We start from the raw sequence: 19,124 nt of genomic DNA, 5'->3' as shown, positions 1-19,124 counted from the left end.
GGGAGCTGTTTGCCGCTGCGGTCAGGGCTTGCCCTGGCCTTTGCCCTTGCCTTTGGCTTCCTTCGCGGTGTCCTGATGCTCCGGCCCGGGGGCCTGCGGAGCGGAGTCTGCCGGGACCGGCGCCGGAGCGACGGCCGGAACGGCGGGTTCCACGGGAGCGGCTTGGTTCTGCCCGGTGCCGGCAAGGGCAGGGTCTGCCGAAACGGCGCCGGGCGCTGTGTCAGGGGATGCTGCCGCGGACGCTGCTGCCACCTGCGTGGCGAGATCTGTCCGGACCACCGACAGTGCATTCTCGATGCTCCGGTACCGCGATGCCGAAAGCCGGCCATTTGCTGCCGCATCGCCCAGGTCCTTCTCGAGGGCCTGCAGGGCAGCCAGCGCCCCATCCATCCTGTTCTCGGCGGCGGCCTGGCTGATACTCAGCACCCGGATCTGGAAACCGCGCAGGACGTTTTCGTCTGCATCCCCGGAACGGATGCCGGAGGCGCCGGCAACCAGCGCCGCCGCAACGACGGCGCAGCACAGGAGCATCAGGGCACGGACTCCGCGGCGACGCCGGGGTGCGGGATGCGGGGCGCGTTGCTCAGGAGTCAGCACCGGGTCCGCCGGTGCCTGCGCCTCAAGCGGCATGCCTGCCCCGCAGCGGGACTGCGGAGGCGGTCCGGACGGGGAGTACAGTCACGGAGGCGAGCTCCGCTGCCGGGGGTGCCACGGGAGCGCTCCGCCGCTGGGATCCTGGCCGGGCCAGGAGATGCCGGATGCCGATGCGCAGTCCGGTGGCGAACAACAGGCCGATCCCCACTCCGAGGAGCACGTGCCCGGCCAGATAGTGCTGCGCGGCTCCCGGGCCGCGTTCTGCCGCCACCGCCGCACCGCCAACGGTCAGCACCAGTGACAGGGCCGTACCGAAAATTGCGCCCATAGCTCCTGCTCCCATCCCATTTAATCAGCAAGCTTACTAGTAATGCTCAGCAAGCTTACTACTGGATGGAGCTAAAGCAAGGGCACGGAGGCGGGGTCCCGGGGCATCGGCAATGCCCGGTGGATTGGGCGCGCCAGTCAGCCGGCCGCTTCGAGCAGGCGCTCCGCGGGGGCGAGTCCTGCATACCGGCCCTTGAAGAACAGCAGGGGTTCGGCGTCGTTCCGGGCACTGAGGTGCCGCACGGCAGCCACCGCAATGGTGTGGTCGCCGCCGTCGTATTCTGCATGGAGTTCGCAGTCCAGCCAGGCGAGCGCGTCATCCAGCACCGGGTTCCCCAGGGGCGAGGATGCGTGGCTGACGCCGGCGAACTTGTCCGTCCCCGAGCGCGCGAACTGGCCCGCGAGGTGCTGGTGTTCGGCCGGAAGGATGTTGATGGTGAAGGACCCGGCCCTTCTCAGTGCAGGCCAGGTGGTCGATGTCCGCGCCGGGCTGAAGGTGACCAGCGCCGGCTCCAACGAAAGGGATGCGAAGGACTGGCAGGTGAACCCGGTGGGCCCATCGGGGGTGGAACCCGTAATGATGGTCAGGCCGCTGGCAAACGTGCCGAAAATGTCCCGGAGCCGGCGCGGAGCAAGATCTGAAGTGACTGTCATGGAAATGGCCTCTCATCTGGATCGTTACCTCACCAAACCATCAGCAAATCGGCTCATTCAAGCCGCCTGAAACGCACCGACCCGCGGCGAAACGAATTGTCATGCCCGTACTTCCGGCGTCATCGGCGCGTGGCTTCAGGGACGCTGACGTGTCCTTGTTTGACGCAACAGAAGGACGTAACCAGCACTGGCCGGTCGGGACAGCCCCGGTTAAGGCCGCAGGTCCAGCGCGGCCAGCAGCCGGCGGACCGAGCCGCCCAGGTTCCACTCGCCGCCCAGCTGCTCCAGTTCCGCGCGCCGGTCGCCCGTGACGGGCTGCAGGCGGGCGCCCGCCTGGTCCAGGGTGGGAAGCTCCAGGTTCCGCACCAGGCGTACGACGGCGGGGGCTGCTTCCAGGTACGCGGAGGCAGCGGAGAGCTTGGCCCGGACAGGTGCCGACACGCCCGTGCCCGGCTCGTCAGCAGCCGCCAGCAACCCTTCGAGGGTTCCGTACTTCAGCAGCAGCGACGCTGCCGTCTTCTCGCCGATGCCCGCCACTCCGGGCAGGCCGTCGGAGGCGTCTCCGCGGAGTGTGGCGTAGTCGGCATACTGCTGGGGCAGCACCTTGTATTTGGCCACCACGGTTTCTTCCGTGATGACTTCGAGGTTCTTCATGCCGCGGGCGGTGTAAATCACCCGGACACCCCGTTCGTCGTCGCACACCTGGAACAGGTCGCGGTCACCCGTGACCACGTCCACCGGGAAGCCGGCATGGCTCGCATAGGTGCCAACGACGTCGTCGGCCTCGTGGTGTGCCGCGCCCACAATGGCGATGCCGGCCAGCTCCAGCACGCGGCGGATCATCGGCAGCTGCGCCTGGAGGCCCTCCGGAACCACCTCGATGTCGGCGCCGCCGGAAACTGCCTCGGCCACCCGGTGGGCTTTGTAGGTGGGGATCAGGTCCACCCGCCACTGCGGGCGCCAGTCGTCGTCCCAGCAGGCCACCAGGTGGGTGGCGTGATAGTCGGTGCTGAGCCTGGCGATCATGTCCAGCAACCCGCGGACCGCGTTGACCGGCGTTCCGTCCGGGCGGCGGATGCTGTCCGGCAGGCCGTAAAAGGCGCGGAAGTACAGGGAGGCAGTATCGAGCAGCATGAGTCGCCGGGGCATACCTTGATCCTGACACGGAATCGGCCGCCTGGGCAGCAGCCGCTGGCTGTTGCCGAGGGTGTTACGGTTCGCCGGTGAGCGGCGGGCGGTCGATGACGCGGGGGATGTACTCGAGCAGCTGCAGGCGTCCGTCGAAAATCCTGCTGTCCACCATCTCCAGGGCGACGTCCGGATAGCCGTCATAGATGCGTTCACGTCCGGTACGCCCGGTGATCAGGGGGAAGACGACCAGCCGGAACCGGTCCACTAGACCCGCTGCCACCAGGGAACGGCAGAGGCTGAGGCTGCCGAGGGTGCTTAAGAGTTCGTCGTGGGTCCGCTTCATCTGCCGGACGGCCTCGACCGCGTCCCCGGCCACCAGTTCGGAGTTCGGCCAGCGGAGGGGTGCGGCCAGGCTGGAGGAGAACACGACTTTGGGAACGGCGGCAAGACCCGTCAGGGAGGTGCTTTCGTCCTGCGAATATCCCGTGCCCCCGGCGGCAGCATCTTCCGACATCCCCGACATGAGGCGGTAGGTGTTGGCCCCCATCAGGTAGGTGCGGTCCCCTCCGGCCTCCTGCTGCAGCCAGGCCAGATATTCAGGACCTTCCAGGCCCCACCAGCCAGGCCATCCCTCGCCCGAGGCGAAGCCGTCCAAAGTGATGATCATGTCCACCATCAACTGGCTCATGGCGGCCATGGTATTCCCGCCCGCGAAGCCCGGCAAGGGACCAGTGACCCGGACTCACGGACCAGCCCGGACCGCAGAACCGGTCAGAACCAGTCGCCGTCGGCGTAGGCGCTGCGGACGTGCGCCCGGAGGTACTCCCCCACCACCGCGGCACCCAGGTCCCCCACCTCCGGCGCCACGACCCTGCCGTCAACGCGCTGCGCCATCCGCCGGATGAAGCGCTCCAGGCCGGGGTCGTTGCCCAGGCGGAAGAACGTGGTCTGGACGCCCGAACGGCCAATCCGGTCCAGTTCGGCAACGGTGGCGCGGATGGTCCCGGCGTCCGGCGGCCAGTTGAACCAGGAGTCCCCGTCCGGCAGCAGGTGCGCCGTCGGTTCGCCGTCGGTGACCACCAGCAGCACGGGCTGCATGGAGGGGTGCCGGCGGAAAAAGCGCCCCGCCAGCAGCAGGCCGTGGTGCAGGTTGGTGCCCTGTTCGCGGAGGGCCGGCAGGGCCGTGAGTTCCCCGATGTCCATGGACTGCGCGTAGCGGCCGAACGTGATCAGCTGCAGCCTGTCACCGCGGAACCGGGTGGAGACCAGGTGGTGCAGTGCCAGCGCGGTCCGCTTCATGGGAACCCACCGCCCCTCGGCAGCCATGGAGAAGGAAACGTCCACCAGCAGGACAACGGCGGCCTGGGTACGGGCCTCGGTCTCGCTCACTTCGATGTCGCCGACGGCGAGCCGCAGTCCGCGGGCCGGATCGCCGCCGTCGGCCATGGTGCGCCGGATGGCGTTGGTCATGGTGCGGGTAACGTCCCAGGGCTCGGCGTCCCCGAACTCCCATTGGCGGCTGGAACCCGTTTGTTCCCCGGCGCCCCCGGCCACCCTGGTGTCACGGTTCCCCTGGCGCCCGGAGAGCTGCCTGGCGGTGTCCCGCAGCAGTGATTTCCCCAGCCTGCGCATTGCCTGCGGTGACAGCCGCAGGTCGCCGTCGGCACCGCGCCGCAGGTAGCCGCCGACCTGCATGGCGCGCTCGATCTCGGCAAGCGTGCGCGCACTCACGGCCGCGTTCTCGCCCAGCTGGCGGGCAAGGGCATCAAGGTCCAGGTCATCAAGCCGGGAGCCGTTGTAGGACTGGGACAGTTGCTCAGACAGTTCGTCAAGCTCGGCGATGTCCTGCAGGACACCTGTCCCGTCACCCAGCCCCAGGCCTTCCTGTCCTTCGAAGCGTTCCGATCCCGTCCAGTCCTCCCCGGGACGCAGCGCCTGCAGGGTGGCGTCGAGCTCGCTGAGCTGGGCCATCAGCTCAGGAGAGCCGAAGGCCTGCGCCGACAACCGCATCAGCTCCTCACGCTGTTCCGGGGACATGGACTGCAGGAGCCGCTGGGCTGCGGCGGCCCGTTGTGCCAGGGCATCCACCAATTCCTCGACCGATTGCGGATTCTCCGGAAAGAACTGGCCGTGCCTGGCCATGAACTCCTGGAAATCGGCTTCCGTGTCCTCGCCCCGCCGGTGTTTGCCCAGCAGCTCATTGAGGTCGCGGAGCATTTCGTTGACTGCCTCGCGGTCCTCATCAGTGGCGCTTTCCAGAGCCTGCTTCATGCCGGCGAACCGCTGTTCCAGGACCTCCCGGCCCAGCAGGTCCTTGATCCGGTCGTACGCTTCCCTGGCCGCGCTTGACTGCCAGTCGTAGGACGCAAGCTCGTTGACGGCCGCCGCTGTGGAGGGCGGCAGGTTCTGCAGCTGCATCTCGCGGAAGGCGCGGTCGGTGTTGTCCATCATGGCGTCCCGTGCCAGCTGCTTGCGCTCCTCCAGGATGGCGGTGTCCAGGAGTTTCTTCACTTCATCCAGGGTGCCGTCCAGCCGGTGGCGGCCGAGCAGCTCACGGCGCCGCTGCTGGACGCGCCGGGCGAGATCGTCCAGTCCGTCGCGGTTCCGGCCGCCGCGCCGCAGGAACTCCTGCAGGGCATGGCGGGGCGAGTAGCCTTCCATCACGTCCTGGGCGACGGCTTCGAGCGCCTCCGCCAGGTCAACCGGCGGGGCGAGCGGGTCCGGACCACCGGTGTACCGGCCGTATCTTGCGGACCGCTTGTGGATGGCCATGGTGCCTCCCGTGCCTAGCCGTAAATGGTTTCCTCGTCGTCGGATTCCTTGGAGATCCGCCGTCCGAGGTACAGGCCTTCGAGCGCCAGTTCGACGGCGGCTGCCCGCTGCCCGTCATTCGTCGCACCCAGGCGCCGGCCGATTTCGTCATAGAGGCCTGATCCGTTCAGGGCCGGGAGGTTGCCGAGGAACTCCTTCGCCGTGACCTGCTCCCCGGTGGTGACGGTCCGGTGGCCGTCCAGGGCAGCCACGAGCGGACCCATGTCCAGGCCCTGGAAGTGCGCCCTGACGGCTTCGGCGGTGGCGGTGCGCAGGAGGTGGTCCAGGACGCCCTGTTCGCGTCCTTCCTCGCCCGATTCGAACTCAAGCTTCCCGGTCAGGACTTCCACGGCGGGCTCCAGGTCAATGATCCGGGCCACGGCCTGGTCCTCGCCCCGCAGGCTTGACCTCCGCAGCGCGGCCGCGGCCACCGTCTCTGCCCCCGCGATGGCGAACCGGGCGGAGACGCCGGATGTTTGGTTGATGGCCGGGGACTGCCGCAGCGCCCGGGTATAGCGGGCCAGGATCTCCAGGATGAAGGGAGGAACGTCCGCCACCAGCCGGCCCTCCTGCCGGATGACCGAGACCTCGTCCTCCAGTTCAATTGGGTAATGGGTCCGGATCTCGGCGCCGAAGCGGTCCTTCAAAGGGGTGATGATCCGGCCCCGGTTGGTGTAATCCTCCGGGTTGGCGGACGCGACCACCAGCACGTCCAGCGGCAGCCGCAGGACGTAGCCGCGGATCTGGATGTCGCGTTCCTCCATGACGTTGAGCATCGCCACCTGGATGCGCTCGGCCAGGTCCGGCAGTTCGTTGATGGCGATGATGCCGCGGTTCGAGCGGGGAATGAGCCCGTAGTGGATGGTCTCGGGGTCTCCCAGGCGGCGGCCTTCGGCGACGCGCATCGGGTCCACGTCGCCAACCAGGTCGGCCACCGAGGTATCCGGCGTCGCGAGCTTTTCCACGTAGCGCTCGGACCGGTGACGCCAGGCGATCCGGAGCCGGTCCCCTTCGGTCAGGGCCCGGGCGCGGGACTGTTCGGTAATCGGTTCAAAGGGGTGTTCGTTCAGCTCCGAATCCTCGATCACCGGCGACCACTCGTCCAGCAACCCGGCCAGGGTACGGAGCAGGCGGGTTTTGCCTTGCCCCCGTTCACCCAGCAGGACAATGTCATGCCCCGCAATCAGGGCCCGCTCCAGCTGCGGAATCACGGTCCGGCCGAAGCCGTACAAACCTGGCCAGGGGTCGCGCCCCGCAGCCAGGGATGCGAGGAGATTGTCGCGGATCTCGTGGCGCAGGTCCTTGTGGACATGGCCTGCCGCACGCAGTTCACCAACGGTAAAGATATCGGGGCGATCAGTCACCCCTCTACGGTAGTCCCCGCCCTGCGGCTAATCGAGAGTTTCCTCCAGATTCCTCGAAGCAGCGTGACGATGCGGCGTGGCCGGCCAAGGGAGCCAGCCGACGTCCCGGCCCGTGCGGCGGGGCGCAGGCAGGCAGCGGGGCGTTAGGCTGGTTGCTGATGACTGCTGAGAGTACGTTGATCCTCCTGGTGCGGCACGGCGAAACACCCACCACGGGTACTGTCCTGCCCGGCAGGGCCCCGGGACTGCACCTTTCCGAGCGCGGCCGTGCCCAGGCGGACGCTGTTGCCGAACGCCTTTCCGGCCTGCCCATCCAGGCCATCTACTCCTCGCCCCTGGAGCGTGCAAAGGAAACCGCGGAACCTGCGGCGGCACGGACAAGCATGGCGGTGACGGAAGAACCCGGACTTCTGGAGTGCGACTTCGGTGACTGGACCGGCGCCGCGCTCGCCGGCCTTGCGGGCCTGCCGGAGTGGCAGACCGTCCAGCACAATCCGTCGGCCTTCCGGTTCCCCAACGGAGAGGGCTTTTCCGGGATGCAGGCCCGGATGGTCGGCACCCTGGAGAACCTTCGCGCAGCCCACCGGGGCGGCGTGGTGGTGTGCTTCTCCCACGCGGACCCCATCAAGGCGGCCGTGGCCCACGCCTTGGGCACCCATCTGGACCTTTTCCAGCGGATCATGATCAGCCCGGCGTCGGTCTCCGCGATTTCCTACGTGGACGGCCGGGCGCCGGCCGTGCTCACGGTGAATTCGACGTCGGAACCCCTGAGCGGGCTGAGGTCGTCGTGATGCCGTGCGGAGTGTCATCGGATGGATGGCCGCGGGACGCGGCCGCACGGGGCATGCGGTGTCCGGCCGGGAACTGACCCTCCTTAACGAGGGCCGCGTGGAACTGCTGGGCCGCATCATGAGCGGCAGCAACGCCACCTTCCTGGTGGAGGTTTCCTGCGCGGATGAGTCCGCCTGGGCGGTCTACAAGCCCGAAGCCGGGGAACGGCCGCTCGCGGATTTCGACGCCGGCCTGTACCGCCGGGAACGCGCAGCCTATCTGCTCAGCGAAGCACTGGGGTGGGGCATCGTTCCGCCAACAGTTGTCCGATCGGACGCGCCGCTTGGGGTGGGCTCCCTGCAGTGGTTCGTCGAAGGGGACCTCGAGGAGCACTACTTCACGCTCTACGCCGACTCGCCCGGGACCCACGCCGCGTTGGCCCGGATCGCCCTGTTCGACTACGTGGCAAACAATACGGACCGGAAGAGTGGGCACGTACTGCGCAGCACTGACGGCCACATCTGGGGAATCGACCACGGCCTGTGTTTCTCTGCCGCGTTCAAGCTGCGCACCGTGATCTGGGACTTCGCCGGCGACCCCATTCCGGACGACCTGCTTGAGGACATCAGTCCCCTGGCCACCACGGTGCCTGCCGATGTGGCCGGGCTCCTCGACCACGCCGAAGTGGCAGCCCTCCGGCGGCGCGTCCAGCGCGTGCTTCAGGACAAGGTACTTCCCGTTGACCATACGGGCATGCGCTACCCGTGGCCCTTGATCTGAGTCAGCTGCGCCGGGAAATCCCGGTCCGGCCGGCGCTCACTGGGCCTCCGGACGGCCTTGCGCTGCGGCCGCCGCCGGGGCCGCCTGCTCCAGGTAGGCGCCGATGTGCTCCAGCAGGTAGTGCTGTCCCAGCACCGTGGGGTGGTCGCCGTCCGGGCCGATGAGGTCGTCAAAATCGTCGCTGATCCAGCCCTCGGCGATGGGGTCCACGAACTCCCCGCCTGCCTGCCGGGCAGCGGCCCTTAGCTGGTCGCTGATGTCCACAAGGGCGGGGTCCGGGGTTGCAGAGTACGACGGCGGCCCCACCACGATGATCTTCGCTTCCGGGGCAAGGGCTTCCGCACGGTCCATCGCGGCCAAGGCGGCGCCGCCAACGTCTGCGGGCGCAAAGCCAAGGTCATTCTCTGAACCGAAAAAGACCACGATGCCGGTGTCCGGTGTCACGAAGTCTTCGACCTCGGTGCCGAAAGTTCCGTCAAGATCACCTGTGCTGAGGTAGCCGCTGCCATTCTCGGCGGCGTTGACAACCTCCAGGCCGGCGCCCAGCGGGTCCTTGCGCATCAATGCCGGCCACGCCTGCTGCGGCGAAGTGCCGTGACCGGTGCTCAGCGAGTCCCCCACTACCACTACGCGGACCGGCGCCGCGGCGGCCGGGGGCTGGGTGGGGGCCGTACTCCCTGAGGTTATGGCCAGGACCAGGCCAACTGCTCCCGCCGCTATCACGCGGCCGGGATGCCGGTACACAGGATGTCCCTGAAGCAGCACGCCGTGGTGCATCGGTCCACCTCCTGCCAGCAAATCGTCGCGGGCCGGAGGCGGCTGCGCGCCGCCAATCCGTCCCCTGTCCGTATCCCATCGTAGGCAATGGTGGGAATACTGTAGGGCCAAGGTGACCAGGATCAAAGGATGCACAGCGACTGCACAGGAACTTTAGGGGCATTAGGTATCCGTGGGCTTGGGCCGCATCCGCCATATGCGGCTGCCTGCGGCTACTCTTTTACCCGTGCAGCAGCAAACCGCGGGGTGGGACCCCGCAACCAGCCTTTCCGAGCAGGCACCCGGCGTGTATTTCGCTGAAGGGCCGGCGTCCAACTGGATAGTGGTGCGGGACGGCACGGGATTCATCCTCATTGACAGCGGATATCCCGATGACCGCCGCCACGTCATCGCGTCGCTGCGCCACCTGGGCCTGGAACCTGCGGACGCCCTTGCCCTGCTGGTCACGCACGGCCACGTGGACCATACCGGCTCCGCGGCATTCTTTTCCGAGTCCTTCGGGACCCCTGTCCTGTGCGCTCCCGCGGAGTTGGCGCATGTGCAGGGGAAGGAGAAGCACCAAGTCACCCTGGGCCAGGTCCTCAGGCGGGCGTGGCGGCCGCGTGTGTTCCGCTGGATGGTGCACGCCATCAGGGCCGGCGCGCTGGCGGCCGGGCCCGCGACGCAGGCGAAGGCCTGGGACGACGCCACACTCAAAGCCCTGCCGGGCAGCCCTGTTGCCATCTCCGTGCCCGGGCATACGCCCGGCAATGCAGCAATCCTTCTTCCGGCTGCGGGTGCCATCGCCGTTGGAGATTCGTTTGTCAGCGGCCACCCGATCAGCCGGACGTCCGGTCCGCAGATGCTGCACTCGATGTATCACTCAGACCGGGCCGCGGCGCTGGCCTCCGTGCGGACCCTGGCCGGCGTTGACGCCCCGGTTGTCCTGCCCGGCCACGGGCCGGCCCTGCGCATCCAGCTGGACGAAGCGGTAGCCGGCCTGGTCAGCCAGGCCGGCCCGGCAAGTCCGGGCAGGCGCCGTAAGTAAGGCCGCATCCAGGCATCCCGGTCCCGGAAGGGGCCCAGGGGCACAAGCTAGAACTTTCCGTACCGTGCCCGGGCCATGGAGTACACCCCATAACAGATGAGCCCTGCGGCGATGGCGCCCAGCAGGAACACCCCATAAGGCTGCGAGCCCAGGGTCTTCAGCCCGCCGTCCAGGCCGGAGGACTTGGAAGGGTCGGCAGTTGCGGCCGCCACGATGATCAGCACGCCAACGACGGCGAGCACCACGCCTTTGGCTGCGTAACCGACTGTTCCGAGCCACTTGACGGCAGTCCGGGCGTTGCCCGGGTCCCGCAGGTCCTTCATGAACTTCCGGGTAATGCCCCGGTAGGCGTAATAGACGCCGGCGCCGATGATTGCCAGCCCCACCGCGATCACAAGAACCACGCCTGCGGGCGCTCCCATGAGCTTTGCCGTGAAGTCACTGGCCGACTGGCTGGAGTTCTTGCTGCCCCCGGAGGCGAAGACGGCGAAGGTGAAGGCCAGGAAACCGAAGACCACGGCCTTTCCCCCGGCGCTGGCGGCAGCCTTCAGCTTCTTCTTGGAGTCTGTCTCGGAGCGCGCCCCAATAAACGCCTCACTGAGCATCCACAGGGCAAGCGCAGCGCAGGCCACCGCCCCGACCCACAGCAGGATGCCGCCGCCGGGCTTGGAAGCCAGGGATCCGATCGCCCCGGACTGGTCGGCTTCACCACCCTGGCCCCGGTCCACCTGCAAGGCGATGGCTCCGATCAGGATGTGGACCAAACCGATAAAGACAAATCCGGCACGGGCCAGAATACGGACCGCGGGGCTGCGGCTCGCCGACGCGGCCTCGGATACTGCCTTGTTCGCTCCCTGCGACGCGTTGCCCATGGCCGGCCCTTCCTCAATATGTAGTTGGTCTTCTGTCCCCGGTCGGCGTCCCCCGCCTGCCTGCGTCACGGAATGCTTTAGTGTAAATCCGTCCGCGCTGTCCCGACAGGTCCCCTCAAGTTCCGGCCAGGCACGGTTGGCCACTACAGTCGAAGCGGTGCATGCCAAACAGAACGCTGAGCAACTGACCGAGCTGGACCACCCGGGTTTTACGGCCGACCAGGCCGAAGACGGCTTCGTCCGGGTGCGGGGCGCCCGGGAGAACAACCTGCGCAACGTCAGCGTGGATGTGCCGCGGGATGCCATTGTGGCGTTCACCGGAGTATCGGGCTCCGGCAAGTCGTCCCTGGCCTTTGGCACGATCTACGCCGAGGCACAGCGCCGGTTCTTCGAGTCCGTCGCGCCATATGCACGCCGGCTCATCCAGCAGGGCCACAACCCCAAGGTGGAGCAGATCACCGGGCTGCCGCCCGCCGTCGCCCTCCAGCAGCGCCGGGGCACCGCCACTTCCCGGTCCACGGCAGGGACCGTCACCACGCTCTCCAATTCGCTGCGCATGCTGTTCTCCCGCGCCGGCAGCTATCCCGCCGGAGCTCCCCCGTTGGACTCGGACGCCTTCTCCCCCAACACCGCGGCAGGCGCCTGCCCGGAATGCCATGGCCTTGGCACCGCCCACACCGTCACTGAAGCATCACTGGTTCCGGATCCGTCACTGAGCATCCGCGACGGCGCGATCGCCGCCTGGCCCGGCGCCTGGCAGGGCAAGAACCTGCGGGACATCCTGGCCCACCTGGGCTACGACGTCGACACCCCCTGGCGGGAACTGCCGAAAAAGGACCGCGACTGGATCCTGTTCACCGAGGAACAGCCCGTGGTGGAAGTGACGCCGCAGCGGGACCGCGTGGCCAAGCCGTACAAGGGCCGGTTCTGGAGCGCCCGGAGCTACGTGATGCACACACTGCTCGATTCCAAGAGCCCCGCCATGCGGGAGAAGGTGCTGCGCTTCATGGAAACCGGACCGTGCCCGCGGTGCGGCGGAACGGGGCTTCGGCCCGAGGCCCTTGCGGTGACCTTCGCCGGGCACACCATCGCCGGGCTCAATGCCGTGCCCATGACCGAACTGGCGGAGATCATCCGCCCCACCACCCTGCTGGCCACGGCAGGGACGGCATCGCGGAAGCAGTCATCCGAATCCAACGAAGTGGCCGTGGCCATCACCCGGGACCTGCTGCAGCGCATCAGCGTGCTGTTGGATCTTGGCCTGGGCTACCTGGCGCTGGGCCGGGCCACGCCAACGCTCTCGCCGGGCGAGATGCAGCGGCTCCGGATTGCCACCCAGCTCCGGTCCGGGCTGTTCGGGGTGATCTATGTGCTGGACGAACCGTCGGCCGGCCTGCACCCCGCCGACGCCGAACCCCTCCTGGCTGTCCTGGACCGGTTGAAATCATCCGGAAACTCCGTGTTCGTGGTGGAACACAACATGGATGTGGTCCGGCGTGCCGACTGGCTGGTGGATGTTGGTCCCCGGGCCGGCGAAGACGGCGGGCAGGTGCTCTACAGCGGGCCCGTTGAGGGCCTCGACGCCGTGGCAGGGTCGGTGACCCGGCCGTTCCTGTTCCCAAACGGTTCAGCAGGGTCAATGGACGACGGCGGCGCCGCCAGGGGTGCGCCGCGGAAACCCTCCGGGTGGCTGGACCTGCGCGGCATCAACCGGCACAACCTGCGGAACCTGGACGTGGCCTTTCCGCTTGGTGTCCTGACAGCCGTCACCGGCGTATCCGGCTCGGGAAAGTCCACCCTGGTCAGCAAGGTCCTGGCGGACGTCGCCGGCACGTCCGGGCAAGCCGGCGACGACAACCTTGAACCAGGTGACGAGCCCGGCGCGGACCGTGACGAAGAGGGTGTGGGCAGTGTGGGGCGGGTGTCCGGGCTGGATCGGATCGACCGCACGGTAAAGGTGGACCAGAAGCCGATCGGCCGCACGCCCCGCTCCAACCTGGCAACATATACAGGCCTCTTCGATGCCGTCCGCAAGGAGTTCGCTGCCACCGGCGCCGCCAGGAGCCGGGGTTTCGGGCCCGGACGTTTTTCCTTCAACGTGGCCGGCGGACGGTGTGAAACATGCCAGGGCGAGGGCTTCGTCGCGGTGGAGCTGCTCTTCCTCCCCGGCAGCTACGGTCCGTGCCCCGAATGCAACGGCTCGCGCTACAACCCCGAAACCCTGGAGGTCACCTACCAGGGCAGGACCATTGCGGACGTGCTGGGAATGACGGTCAATGCCGCCGCCGGTTTCCTGGTCGGGGTTCCCGCCGCCGCGCGGTCCCTGCAGACACTCCAGGAAGTAGGCCTGGGCTACCTTCGCCTGGGCCAGGCCGCCACCGAGCTGTCCGGGGGTGAGGCGCAGCGCATCAAGCTGGCCACCGAGCTGCAGCGCGCCCGCCGCGGCCACACGCTGTACCTGCTGGACGAGCCCACCACGGGACTGCATCCGGCCGATGTCGAACTCCTGATGGCGCAGCTCAACCGCCTGGTGGACGCCGGCAACACCGTGATCGTGGTGGAACACGCCATGGATGTGGTCGCGGCCGCGGACTGGGTGATGGACCTGGGACCGTCCGGAGGCGACGCCGGCGGGAAGCTCGTCGCCGCCGGCCACCCCGCCGCCGTCGAACGTTCAGCCAACAGCCGCACAGCGCCCTACCTGGCAGCCGCCCTCCGGGACCGGAAGGCCGGGGACGGAACGGTAGCGGGCAACGCCCTTGCCCCGGACCGCGCAGAGGCGTAGGACGGAGGAATGCGTTCCCGGCCGGCCATGCCCCCTCACACTGTGCTCCAAGGCAGGGTGGCGGTGGTGACCGGCTCCAGCCGCGGGCTGGGGTTTGCCATGGCCCGGGTGCTGGGCCTGCATGGCGCGGCGGTGGTGCTGGCATCCAGAACGGACGACGGCGTTGCTGCCGCCGTCGGGCGTCTGCGCCTGGAAGGCATCGCGGCGGACGGAAGACGCTGCGACACCGGCGACCCGGCGGACGTTGACGCACTCCGCGACATGGCCCTCAGCCGTGGGACGCTGGACATCTGGGTCAACAACGCCGGCACGCCAGGGGTCTACGGACCGACGGCATCGACGCCCGTGGCTGACTTCACACGGGTGGTGCGGACCAACATCCTGGGCACTTTCCACGGTGCCAGGGCTGCCCTGCCGGTGTTCCTGGAGCAGGGCCATGGTGACCTTGTGAACCTCTACGGCCAAGGTGACCGCGGTCCCGTGGCGCTGCAGAACGCCTATGCATCAAGCAAGCGGTGGGTCCGCCAGTTTACGGAGACGCTTCGGCTGGAAACCAAAGGTACGGGGGTCCGGGTGCACGGCATGAATCCCGGCCTGGTGGAGACGGCCCTCCTGGGAAAGGTCGCGTCCCAGGCCGGGTACGAACAGCGTCTCGGTGCACTGCAGGTGGTGGTGGGCCTGTGGGGGCAGAGTGCCGACCAGGCCGCTCAGCCAATCGTGAAGCTGGTGACGTCCGACAAAGCGGAATACCGGTTCCTGACCACGAGGCGGCTGGTGACCCACGGGCTGCACAACGTCCTCGCCGGCCGCCTGCGCCGGACAAACAGGATGCCCCTGGAGGTCACCGTGGTGGACTCAGACCTGGAGCCGTGACCGGACTGCTCCCCCCCGGCGCGCCGTTAGGGAACCGAGACCTTACCAATGCCGGCTTGTGACGCGGAACACACTATGCTCGACAGCACCATCGGGATCGCGGGAAGAGGCACCATGAGCATCGACACTGAGGTTGGGTCCATCCACAACACCGGGGATGCAGCGCTGGTCACCGCGGCAGCGAATGCCATCACCACAGCCATAGCCGCCGCCATGCAGGGCGTCCTGGAACGTCACGCAGCCTACAACTGGGTATGGACCGACGAAATCCGGTGCCGGGGGTGCGGAGCCAGCCTCGCAATTCCTTACCTTTCCAGCAGACGCGCCAACGCAGACCTCGTCTTTGAGGCCCACCGTTCGGCGGAAGTCGGAGCACTGCTGGGAACGGGTTCCGGACACCCGAACGGCCGCTGACCCGTCACTGCGGCACCCACGGCCGGCCCTTTCCTGCCGGACGCCTGACCGGACCCCTCCGGCATCTGCCAGGTGCCGCCGTCGTACGCCCATCTTCGTTGCTGCAGGCAAATATCCGCCCGGCTCTGGACTCTTGACCGGGGCCCAATCAGACTGGCTACAACAGCTGGCCAGGCGCAGATTCCAATGGTTCGGGTAAATGGACGGCTGCATTCATTGGGGTTTTACCGTGAAGCGTTTTTCGCGGCATTGAAAGGACCTGGCCATGCCGGACTTTGCACCGTTCTTCCCGCTAATTGCCACTGTTTTGGGCGTACTTGTTGCCATTGTCTTCATTTGGGTGGCGACAAAGCTGATGTGGAAGGTGGCTGAACCCAACGAGGCCCTGATCATCTCCGGACTCACCCGGGGAACCCTGGAGACCAGGGCAGGAATGGACTTCAAGATTGTCACCGGCAAAGGCGCCCTGGTCCTTCCCGGCCTCCAGACGGTACGGACGCTCTCGCTGACATTGAATGAAACCGAACTCAAGGTTTCCTGCGTGACGTCGCAGGGCATCCAGGTCATTGTGGAGGGCGTGGTCATTTACAAAATAGGTGACGCACCGCCATTCATTGCAAATGCGGCCCGCCGCTTCCTGGGCCAGCAACCCAAAATGGAAAGCCAGGTCTACAACGTCTTTGAGGGCCACCTCCGCTCCATTATCGGCAGCATGACCGTGGAGGAGATTATCCGCGAACGGGACAAGCTTGGGTCCCAGGTCCGCAGCGCCAGCGGAGTGGAGATGGAGAAGCTGGGCCTGGTGGTGGATTCCCTGCAGATCAAGGACCTGCAGGACCCTACCGGCTACATCCAGAACATCGCCAAGCCGCATATTGCCCAGGTGAAGATGGAGGCCCGGATTGCCGAGGCCACCCGCAACCGGGAGGCGGCAGAGAAGGAAGCGGAAGCTGCGGCCCTGATCGCGGACGCGCAGAGCGTTTCGGCAATCCGGCAGTCCGTGGCGCAGGCCAACGCGGAACGCGCCAGGGCCAACGCAGCCCAGGCCGGCCCGCTCGCCGAGGCCACGGCCCGGCAGCAGGTGGTGGTCCAGGAAACCGAAGTCGCCAAGCTTGAGGCGGACCGTGAGGAGCAGAAGCTGCAGACGAGTATCCGCAAACCCGCTGATGCGAAGGCCTACGCCAAACGCACCGATGCTGAAGGCCAGAAGGCGGCGGATATCAGCGCTGCGGAGGCGCTGGCACGCCGCACCGAGCTCGAGGCGCAGGCGAACGCGCGGCGCACTGAACTCCAGGCCCAGGCGAATGCCACCGCAGCCGCCGCCGCAGCAGGAGCAACCAAGGTCACCGGCGAGGCTGAAGCCGCCGCCACCAGGGCCAAAGGCGACGCCGCGGCGTCCGCCATCAAGGCCAAGGCACTGGCCGAAGCGGACGGCATCAAGGCCCGGGCCGAAGCGCTGGGCACCAACCAGGACGCGGTCATCTCCCAACAGCTTGCCGAAAACATGCCCGCCATCATCGCCGCTGCAGCCGAGCCTTTCTCCCACGTGGGCAACATGACCGTCCTCAACGGCGGCGAAGGCGTCAACAAGATGCTGGGCGGCATCCTGGCACAGGCGGGCGACTACCTGCCTGCCCTCGCATCAGCGCTCCGGAAGGGCGAAGACACCAAGCGTCCGCCGAAGGCTCCCGGTGCATAGGCCCGCCCATGCGCAAGGACGTTGACCGGAGCCTGACGGGGAAGATCGGCCGGGTGACCGGGCGCATCGGCCCGGGCACCATCGGGGAAGTCATGCTGCCCTACCTCGGCGGCATCATGGCGTTCCACGCCCACCCGTTCGACAAAACCAGCGACTTCCCGGTGGGCAGCGAGGTGCTGGTGATCTACTACGAGCCGCCGCAAACGGTGTATGTGGACGAGCTGCCGGACGTGCTGAAGCACGCGGAGTAGGTCCTTTCACCGTGCCCTCGTTCGCGGTGTAGCTACCGCCCGCCCTCCATTTTCCGGCTGCGCTGTTCCTCAGCCATGGGTCCGTAGGGATAAACGCCGGCCTCTGGCTGGCTGGCCTGGGTAAGCCGGTCCACTTCATCGGCACTGAGCTGCAGTTCGGCGGCGGCGAGGTTGTCAGCGAGCTGTTCCGTGGTCCGCGCCCCCAGAATCACCGAGGTAACAGCCGGACGGTCCGCCAGCCAGGCCAGGGCCACCTGGGACGGGCTCACGCCGTTGGCGTCGGCGATGTCCTGGACGGTGTCGATGACAGCCCACGTGCGCGGGTTCTCGTTGCGCGCCTGCCACGCCTCCATGCCGCGTTTGGGGTTTTCCCCCAGGCGGGTTGCACCGGTAGGCTGCTGGTCGCGCTTGTACTTGCCCGAGAGCCAGCCTCCGCCCAGGGGCGACCACGGCAGCAGGCCGATTCCTGCGTCGAGGGCTGCCGGAACGATCTCGAATTCGATGTCGCGGACCAGCAGGCTGTACTGGGGTTGCAGGCTGACGGGCGGGTTCCATCCCTGGTTGCGTGCAACGTGCACAGCCTTGGTCAGTTGCCAGCCAAGGAAGTTCGAGAAACCGTAGTAGGCGATTTTGCCGCGGCTCACAGCGTCGTCCAGGAAGCGGAGGGTTTCCTCCAGCGGGGTGATCGGGTCCCAAGCATGCATCTGGTACAGGTCGATCTGCTCCACGCCCAACCGGCGGAGGGAATCATCAAGGGCGCGGGTCAGGCGCCGCCGTGAGGTTCCGACGTCGTTTGGTGCCGTCCCCATGGGAAAGCGCCCCTTCGTGGCGATCACCGCCCTGTCCCTCACGTCGGGGCGCTTGGCCAGCCAGCGGCCGATGACTTCTTCCGACACTCCCGCACTGTAGACGTCCGCGGTGTCGATGAAGTTGCCGCCCGCGTCGAAATAGCTGTCAAGGATGGCATGGGATGTCTCCTCCGTCGCCTCCGCGCCGAAGGTCATGGTTCCCAGCGCGTAACTGGTGACCACGGCGCCGCTGTGGCCAAGGGTTCGATGCTGCATGGCTTCTCCTCGTATTCAGTGGTTATGGGGCGGAAAGTGGCGGGCAGCCGCGTCCCTGGTGGTGGTACGGATCCGGTACAGGCTTGTGGTTGCCGTGATGTAGAGGTCTTGGCCGTCGGAACCGCCAAAGCACAGGTTCGAGACCGTCTCGGGCACTGGGAGGGTGTCCAGGAGTTCGAAGGACGGTGAGTAGACCCTTATGGACGGGCCGGCGGAGGTCCAGATCCTGCCTTCGACGTCCACCCTGAGGCCGTCGGCCGGGTGGCCGTCCTCAAGCTCGAGCGTCCCCGTCCTGGCGCTGCAGCGTCCCTCATGGACGTTGTACGTTGCGATCCGCAGCGGAACGCCATAGCGGGAACCGGCCGTATCCGCGACGTAAAGAACGGACTCGTCGGGCGAGAAGGCAAGCCCGTTGGGGTGCACCAGGTCGGTGATTTCGGCCGTCATCGATCCGGAATCCGGCTCGAAGCGGAAGACATGGCAGCCACCATATTCCTGCTCACCCTCGTGGCCTTCCCTTGTCCCCGGCAGAATTCCATAGGGCGGGTCCGTGAACCAGATGCTTCCATCGCGGGCGATGACCACGTCATTGGGTGAGTTCAGCCGGTGACCCTCGAAGGAATCCACCAGGCCCGTCACTATGCCTTCGCGGTCGCGCTCCACCCGGCGCTGCCCGTGGCTGCACTGGACCACGCTGCCGTCGGCGTCGAGGGTGCGGCCGTTGGTGAACTCGACGCCCACCGCGTAGTCCCGGGTGGCCCCGGTGGCGGGATTGAACTCGAGGATGCGGTTGTTCGGGATGTCGCTCCACCGCACGGTTTTCGAGGACGGCACCCACACGGGGCCCTCTGCCCAGACCGAACCCGTGAAAAGGCACTCGAGCCGGCCCGTGGTTAGTTCGTCAGCCAATGGAGCTCCTTTGCGTTCCAG

Annotated in this window: 19 protein-coding genes; 8 read left to right on the top strand and 11 right to left on the bottom strand. The window is 67.3% G+C overall.

Translation table 11 applies throughout. The annotated features are described in order from the left end of the window. Positions 1-21: 21 nt before the first annotated feature. The 7 genes from FB478_RS01755 to FB478_RS01725 form a co-directional block, all read right to left on the bottom strand. The gene (locus FB478_RS01755; RefSeq protein ID WP_056390191.1) at positions 22-630 is read right to left on the bottom strand and encodes a hypothetical protein; all 609 of its coding nucleotides are present in this window, start codon (positions 628-630) and stop codon (positions 22-24) included. Then, on the bottom strand, positions 620-922 hold the full coding sequence (locus FB478_RS01750) for a hypothetical protein (RefSeq protein ID WP_056390189.1): 303 nt from the start codon (positions 920-922) through the stop codon (positions 620-622). The genes FB478_RS01755 and FB478_RS01750 overlap by 11 nt, the downstream gene beginning before the upstream one ends. A gap of 137 nt (positions 923-1,059) precedes the next feature. Further along, positions 1,060-1,575 (bottom strand): flavin reductase family protein, encoded by a 516-nt coding sequence (locus tag FB478_RS01745; RefSeq protein ID WP_018770991.1) that lies wholly within the window; start codon positions 1,573-1,575, stop codon positions 1,060-1,062. 210 nt (positions 1,576-1,785) lie between these two features. Further along, positions 1,786-2,724 carry a 5'-3' exonuclease gene (locus FB478_RS01740; protein ID WP_144599692.1) on the bottom strand — a complete coding sequence of 313 codons (939 nt, stop codon included), beginning with the start codon at positions 2,722-2,724 and terminating at the stop codon, positions 1,786-1,788. A gap of 61 nt (positions 2,725-2,785) precedes the next feature. Further along, entirely contained in the window at positions 2,786-3,403 is a 618-nt protein-coding gene (locus FB478_RS01735; protein ID WP_377204693.1) for a dihydrofolate reductase family protein, read from the bottom strand. A gap of 74 nt (positions 3,404-3,477) precedes the next feature. Further along, positions 3,478-5,478, bottom strand: coding sequence for a VWA domain-containing protein (locus FB478_RS01730; RefSeq protein ID WP_144599691.1), 2,001 nt, complete (start codon positions 5,476-5,478; stop codon positions 3,478-3,480). A gap of 14 nt (positions 5,479-5,492) precedes the next feature. Continuing rightward, on the bottom strand, positions 5,493-6,881 hold the full coding sequence (locus tag FB478_RS01725) for a sigma 54-interacting transcriptional regulator (protein WP_018770995.1): 1,389 nt from the start codon (positions 6,879-6,881) through the stop codon (positions 5,493-5,495). A gap of 158 nt (positions 6,882-7,039) precedes the next feature. On the opposite strand from FB478_RS01725, the gene FB478_RS01720 reads away from it, so the two are divergent. Then, a complete protein-coding gene (locus FB478_RS01720) occupies positions 7,040-7,672 on the top strand; it encodes an MSMEG_4193 family putative phosphomutase (RefSeq protein WP_144599690.1) in 633 nt (210 codons plus the stop codon). A gap of 25 nt (positions 7,673-7,697) precedes the next feature. Beyond that, a complete protein-coding gene (locus FB478_RS01715; protein ID WP_261377337.1) occupies positions 7,698-8,432 on the top strand; it encodes an SCO1664 family protein in 735 nt (244 codons plus the stop codon). A 36-nt stretch (positions 8,433-8,468) separates the two neighbouring features. On the opposite strand, the gene FB478_RS01710 is transcribed toward FB478_RS01715, so the two are convergent. Next, complete coding sequence (locus FB478_RS01710) at positions 8,469-9,209, bottom strand: SGNH/GDSL hydrolase family protein (protein ID WP_018770998.1); 741 nt, start codon at positions 9,207-9,209, stop codon at positions 8,469-8,471. 226 nt (positions 9,210-9,435) lie between these two features. On the opposite strand from FB478_RS01710, the gene FB478_RS01705 reads away from it, so the two are divergent. Continuing rightward, complete coding sequence (locus tag FB478_RS01705; protein WP_144599689.1) at positions 9,436-10,236, top strand: MBL fold metallo-hydrolase; 801 nt, start codon at positions 9,436-9,438, stop codon at positions 10,234-10,236. 47 nt (positions 10,237-10,283) lie between these two features. Here FB478_RS01705 and FB478_RS01700 read toward each other — a convergent pair whose 3' ends face one another. Beyond that, positions 10,284-11,108 (bottom strand): DUF1206 domain-containing protein, encoded by an 825-nt coding sequence (locus tag FB478_RS01700; RefSeq protein WP_056390178.1) that lies wholly within the window; start codon positions 11,106-11,108, stop codon positions 10,284-10,286. Between the two features lie 184 nt (positions 11,109-11,292). On the opposite strand from FB478_RS01700, the gene FB478_RS01695 reads away from it, so the two are divergent. From FB478_RS01695 to FB478_RS01675, 5 genes are all read left to right on the top strand, one after another. Then, entirely contained in the window at positions 11,293-13,893 is a 2,601-nt protein-coding gene (locus FB478_RS01695) for an excinuclease ABC subunit UvrA (protein WP_144600026.1), read from the top strand. A gap of 27 nt (positions 13,894-13,920) precedes the next feature. Then, positions 13,921-14,766 (top strand): SDR family oxidoreductase, encoded by an 846-nt coding sequence (locus FB478_RS01690; RefSeq protein WP_235509773.1) that lies wholly within the window; start codon positions 13,921-13,923, stop codon positions 14,764-14,766. Between the two features lie 114 nt (positions 14,767-14,880). Further along, positions 14,881-15,180, top strand: a complete 300-nt coding sequence (locus FB478_RS01685) for a hypothetical protein (protein ID WP_261377336.1) — start codon at positions 14,881-14,883, stop codon at positions 15,178-15,180. Positions 15,181-15,445: 265 nt separating this feature from the next. Further along, a complete protein-coding gene (locus FB478_RS01680) occupies positions 15,446-16,879 on the top strand; it encodes a flotillin family protein (protein WP_056390168.1) in 1,434 nt (477 codons plus the stop codon). A gap of 8 nt (positions 16,880-16,887) precedes the next feature. After that, positions 16,888-17,130 (top strand): hypothetical protein, encoded by a 243-nt coding sequence (locus tag FB478_RS01675; RefSeq protein WP_056390165.1) that lies wholly within the window; start codon positions 16,888-16,890, stop codon positions 17,128-17,130. A 32-nt stretch (positions 17,131-17,162) separates the two neighbouring features. Here the strand turns inward: FB478_RS01675 and FB478_RS01670 are convergent, their stop codons facing one another. Together FB478_RS01670 and FB478_RS01665 are read right to left on the bottom strand one after the other, a co-directional pair. Further along, the gene (locus FB478_RS01670) at positions 17,163-18,194 is read right to left on the bottom strand and encodes an aldo/keto reductase (protein ID WP_056390162.1); all 1,032 of its coding nucleotides are present in this window, start codon (positions 18,192-18,194) and stop codon (positions 17,163-17,165) included. 15 nt (positions 18,195-18,209) lie between these two features. Continuing rightward, positions 18,210-19,103: an SMP-30/gluconolactonase/LRE family protein gene (locus tag FB478_RS01665; RefSeq protein WP_134165392.1), complete on the bottom strand. Its 894-nt coding sequence runs from the start codon at positions 19,101-19,103 to the stop codon at positions 18,210-18,212. Positions 19,104-19,124 lie beyond the last annotated feature (21 nt).

Source organism: Arthrobacter sp. AG367 (assembly GCF_007828995.1).
Classification (GTDB): Bacteria; Actinomycetota; Actinomycetes; order Actinomycetales; family Micrococcaceae; genus Arthrobacter.
The sequence above is the reverse complement of the archived record's forward strand: the minus strand, read 5'-3'. Positions and strand labels throughout refer to the sequence as shown.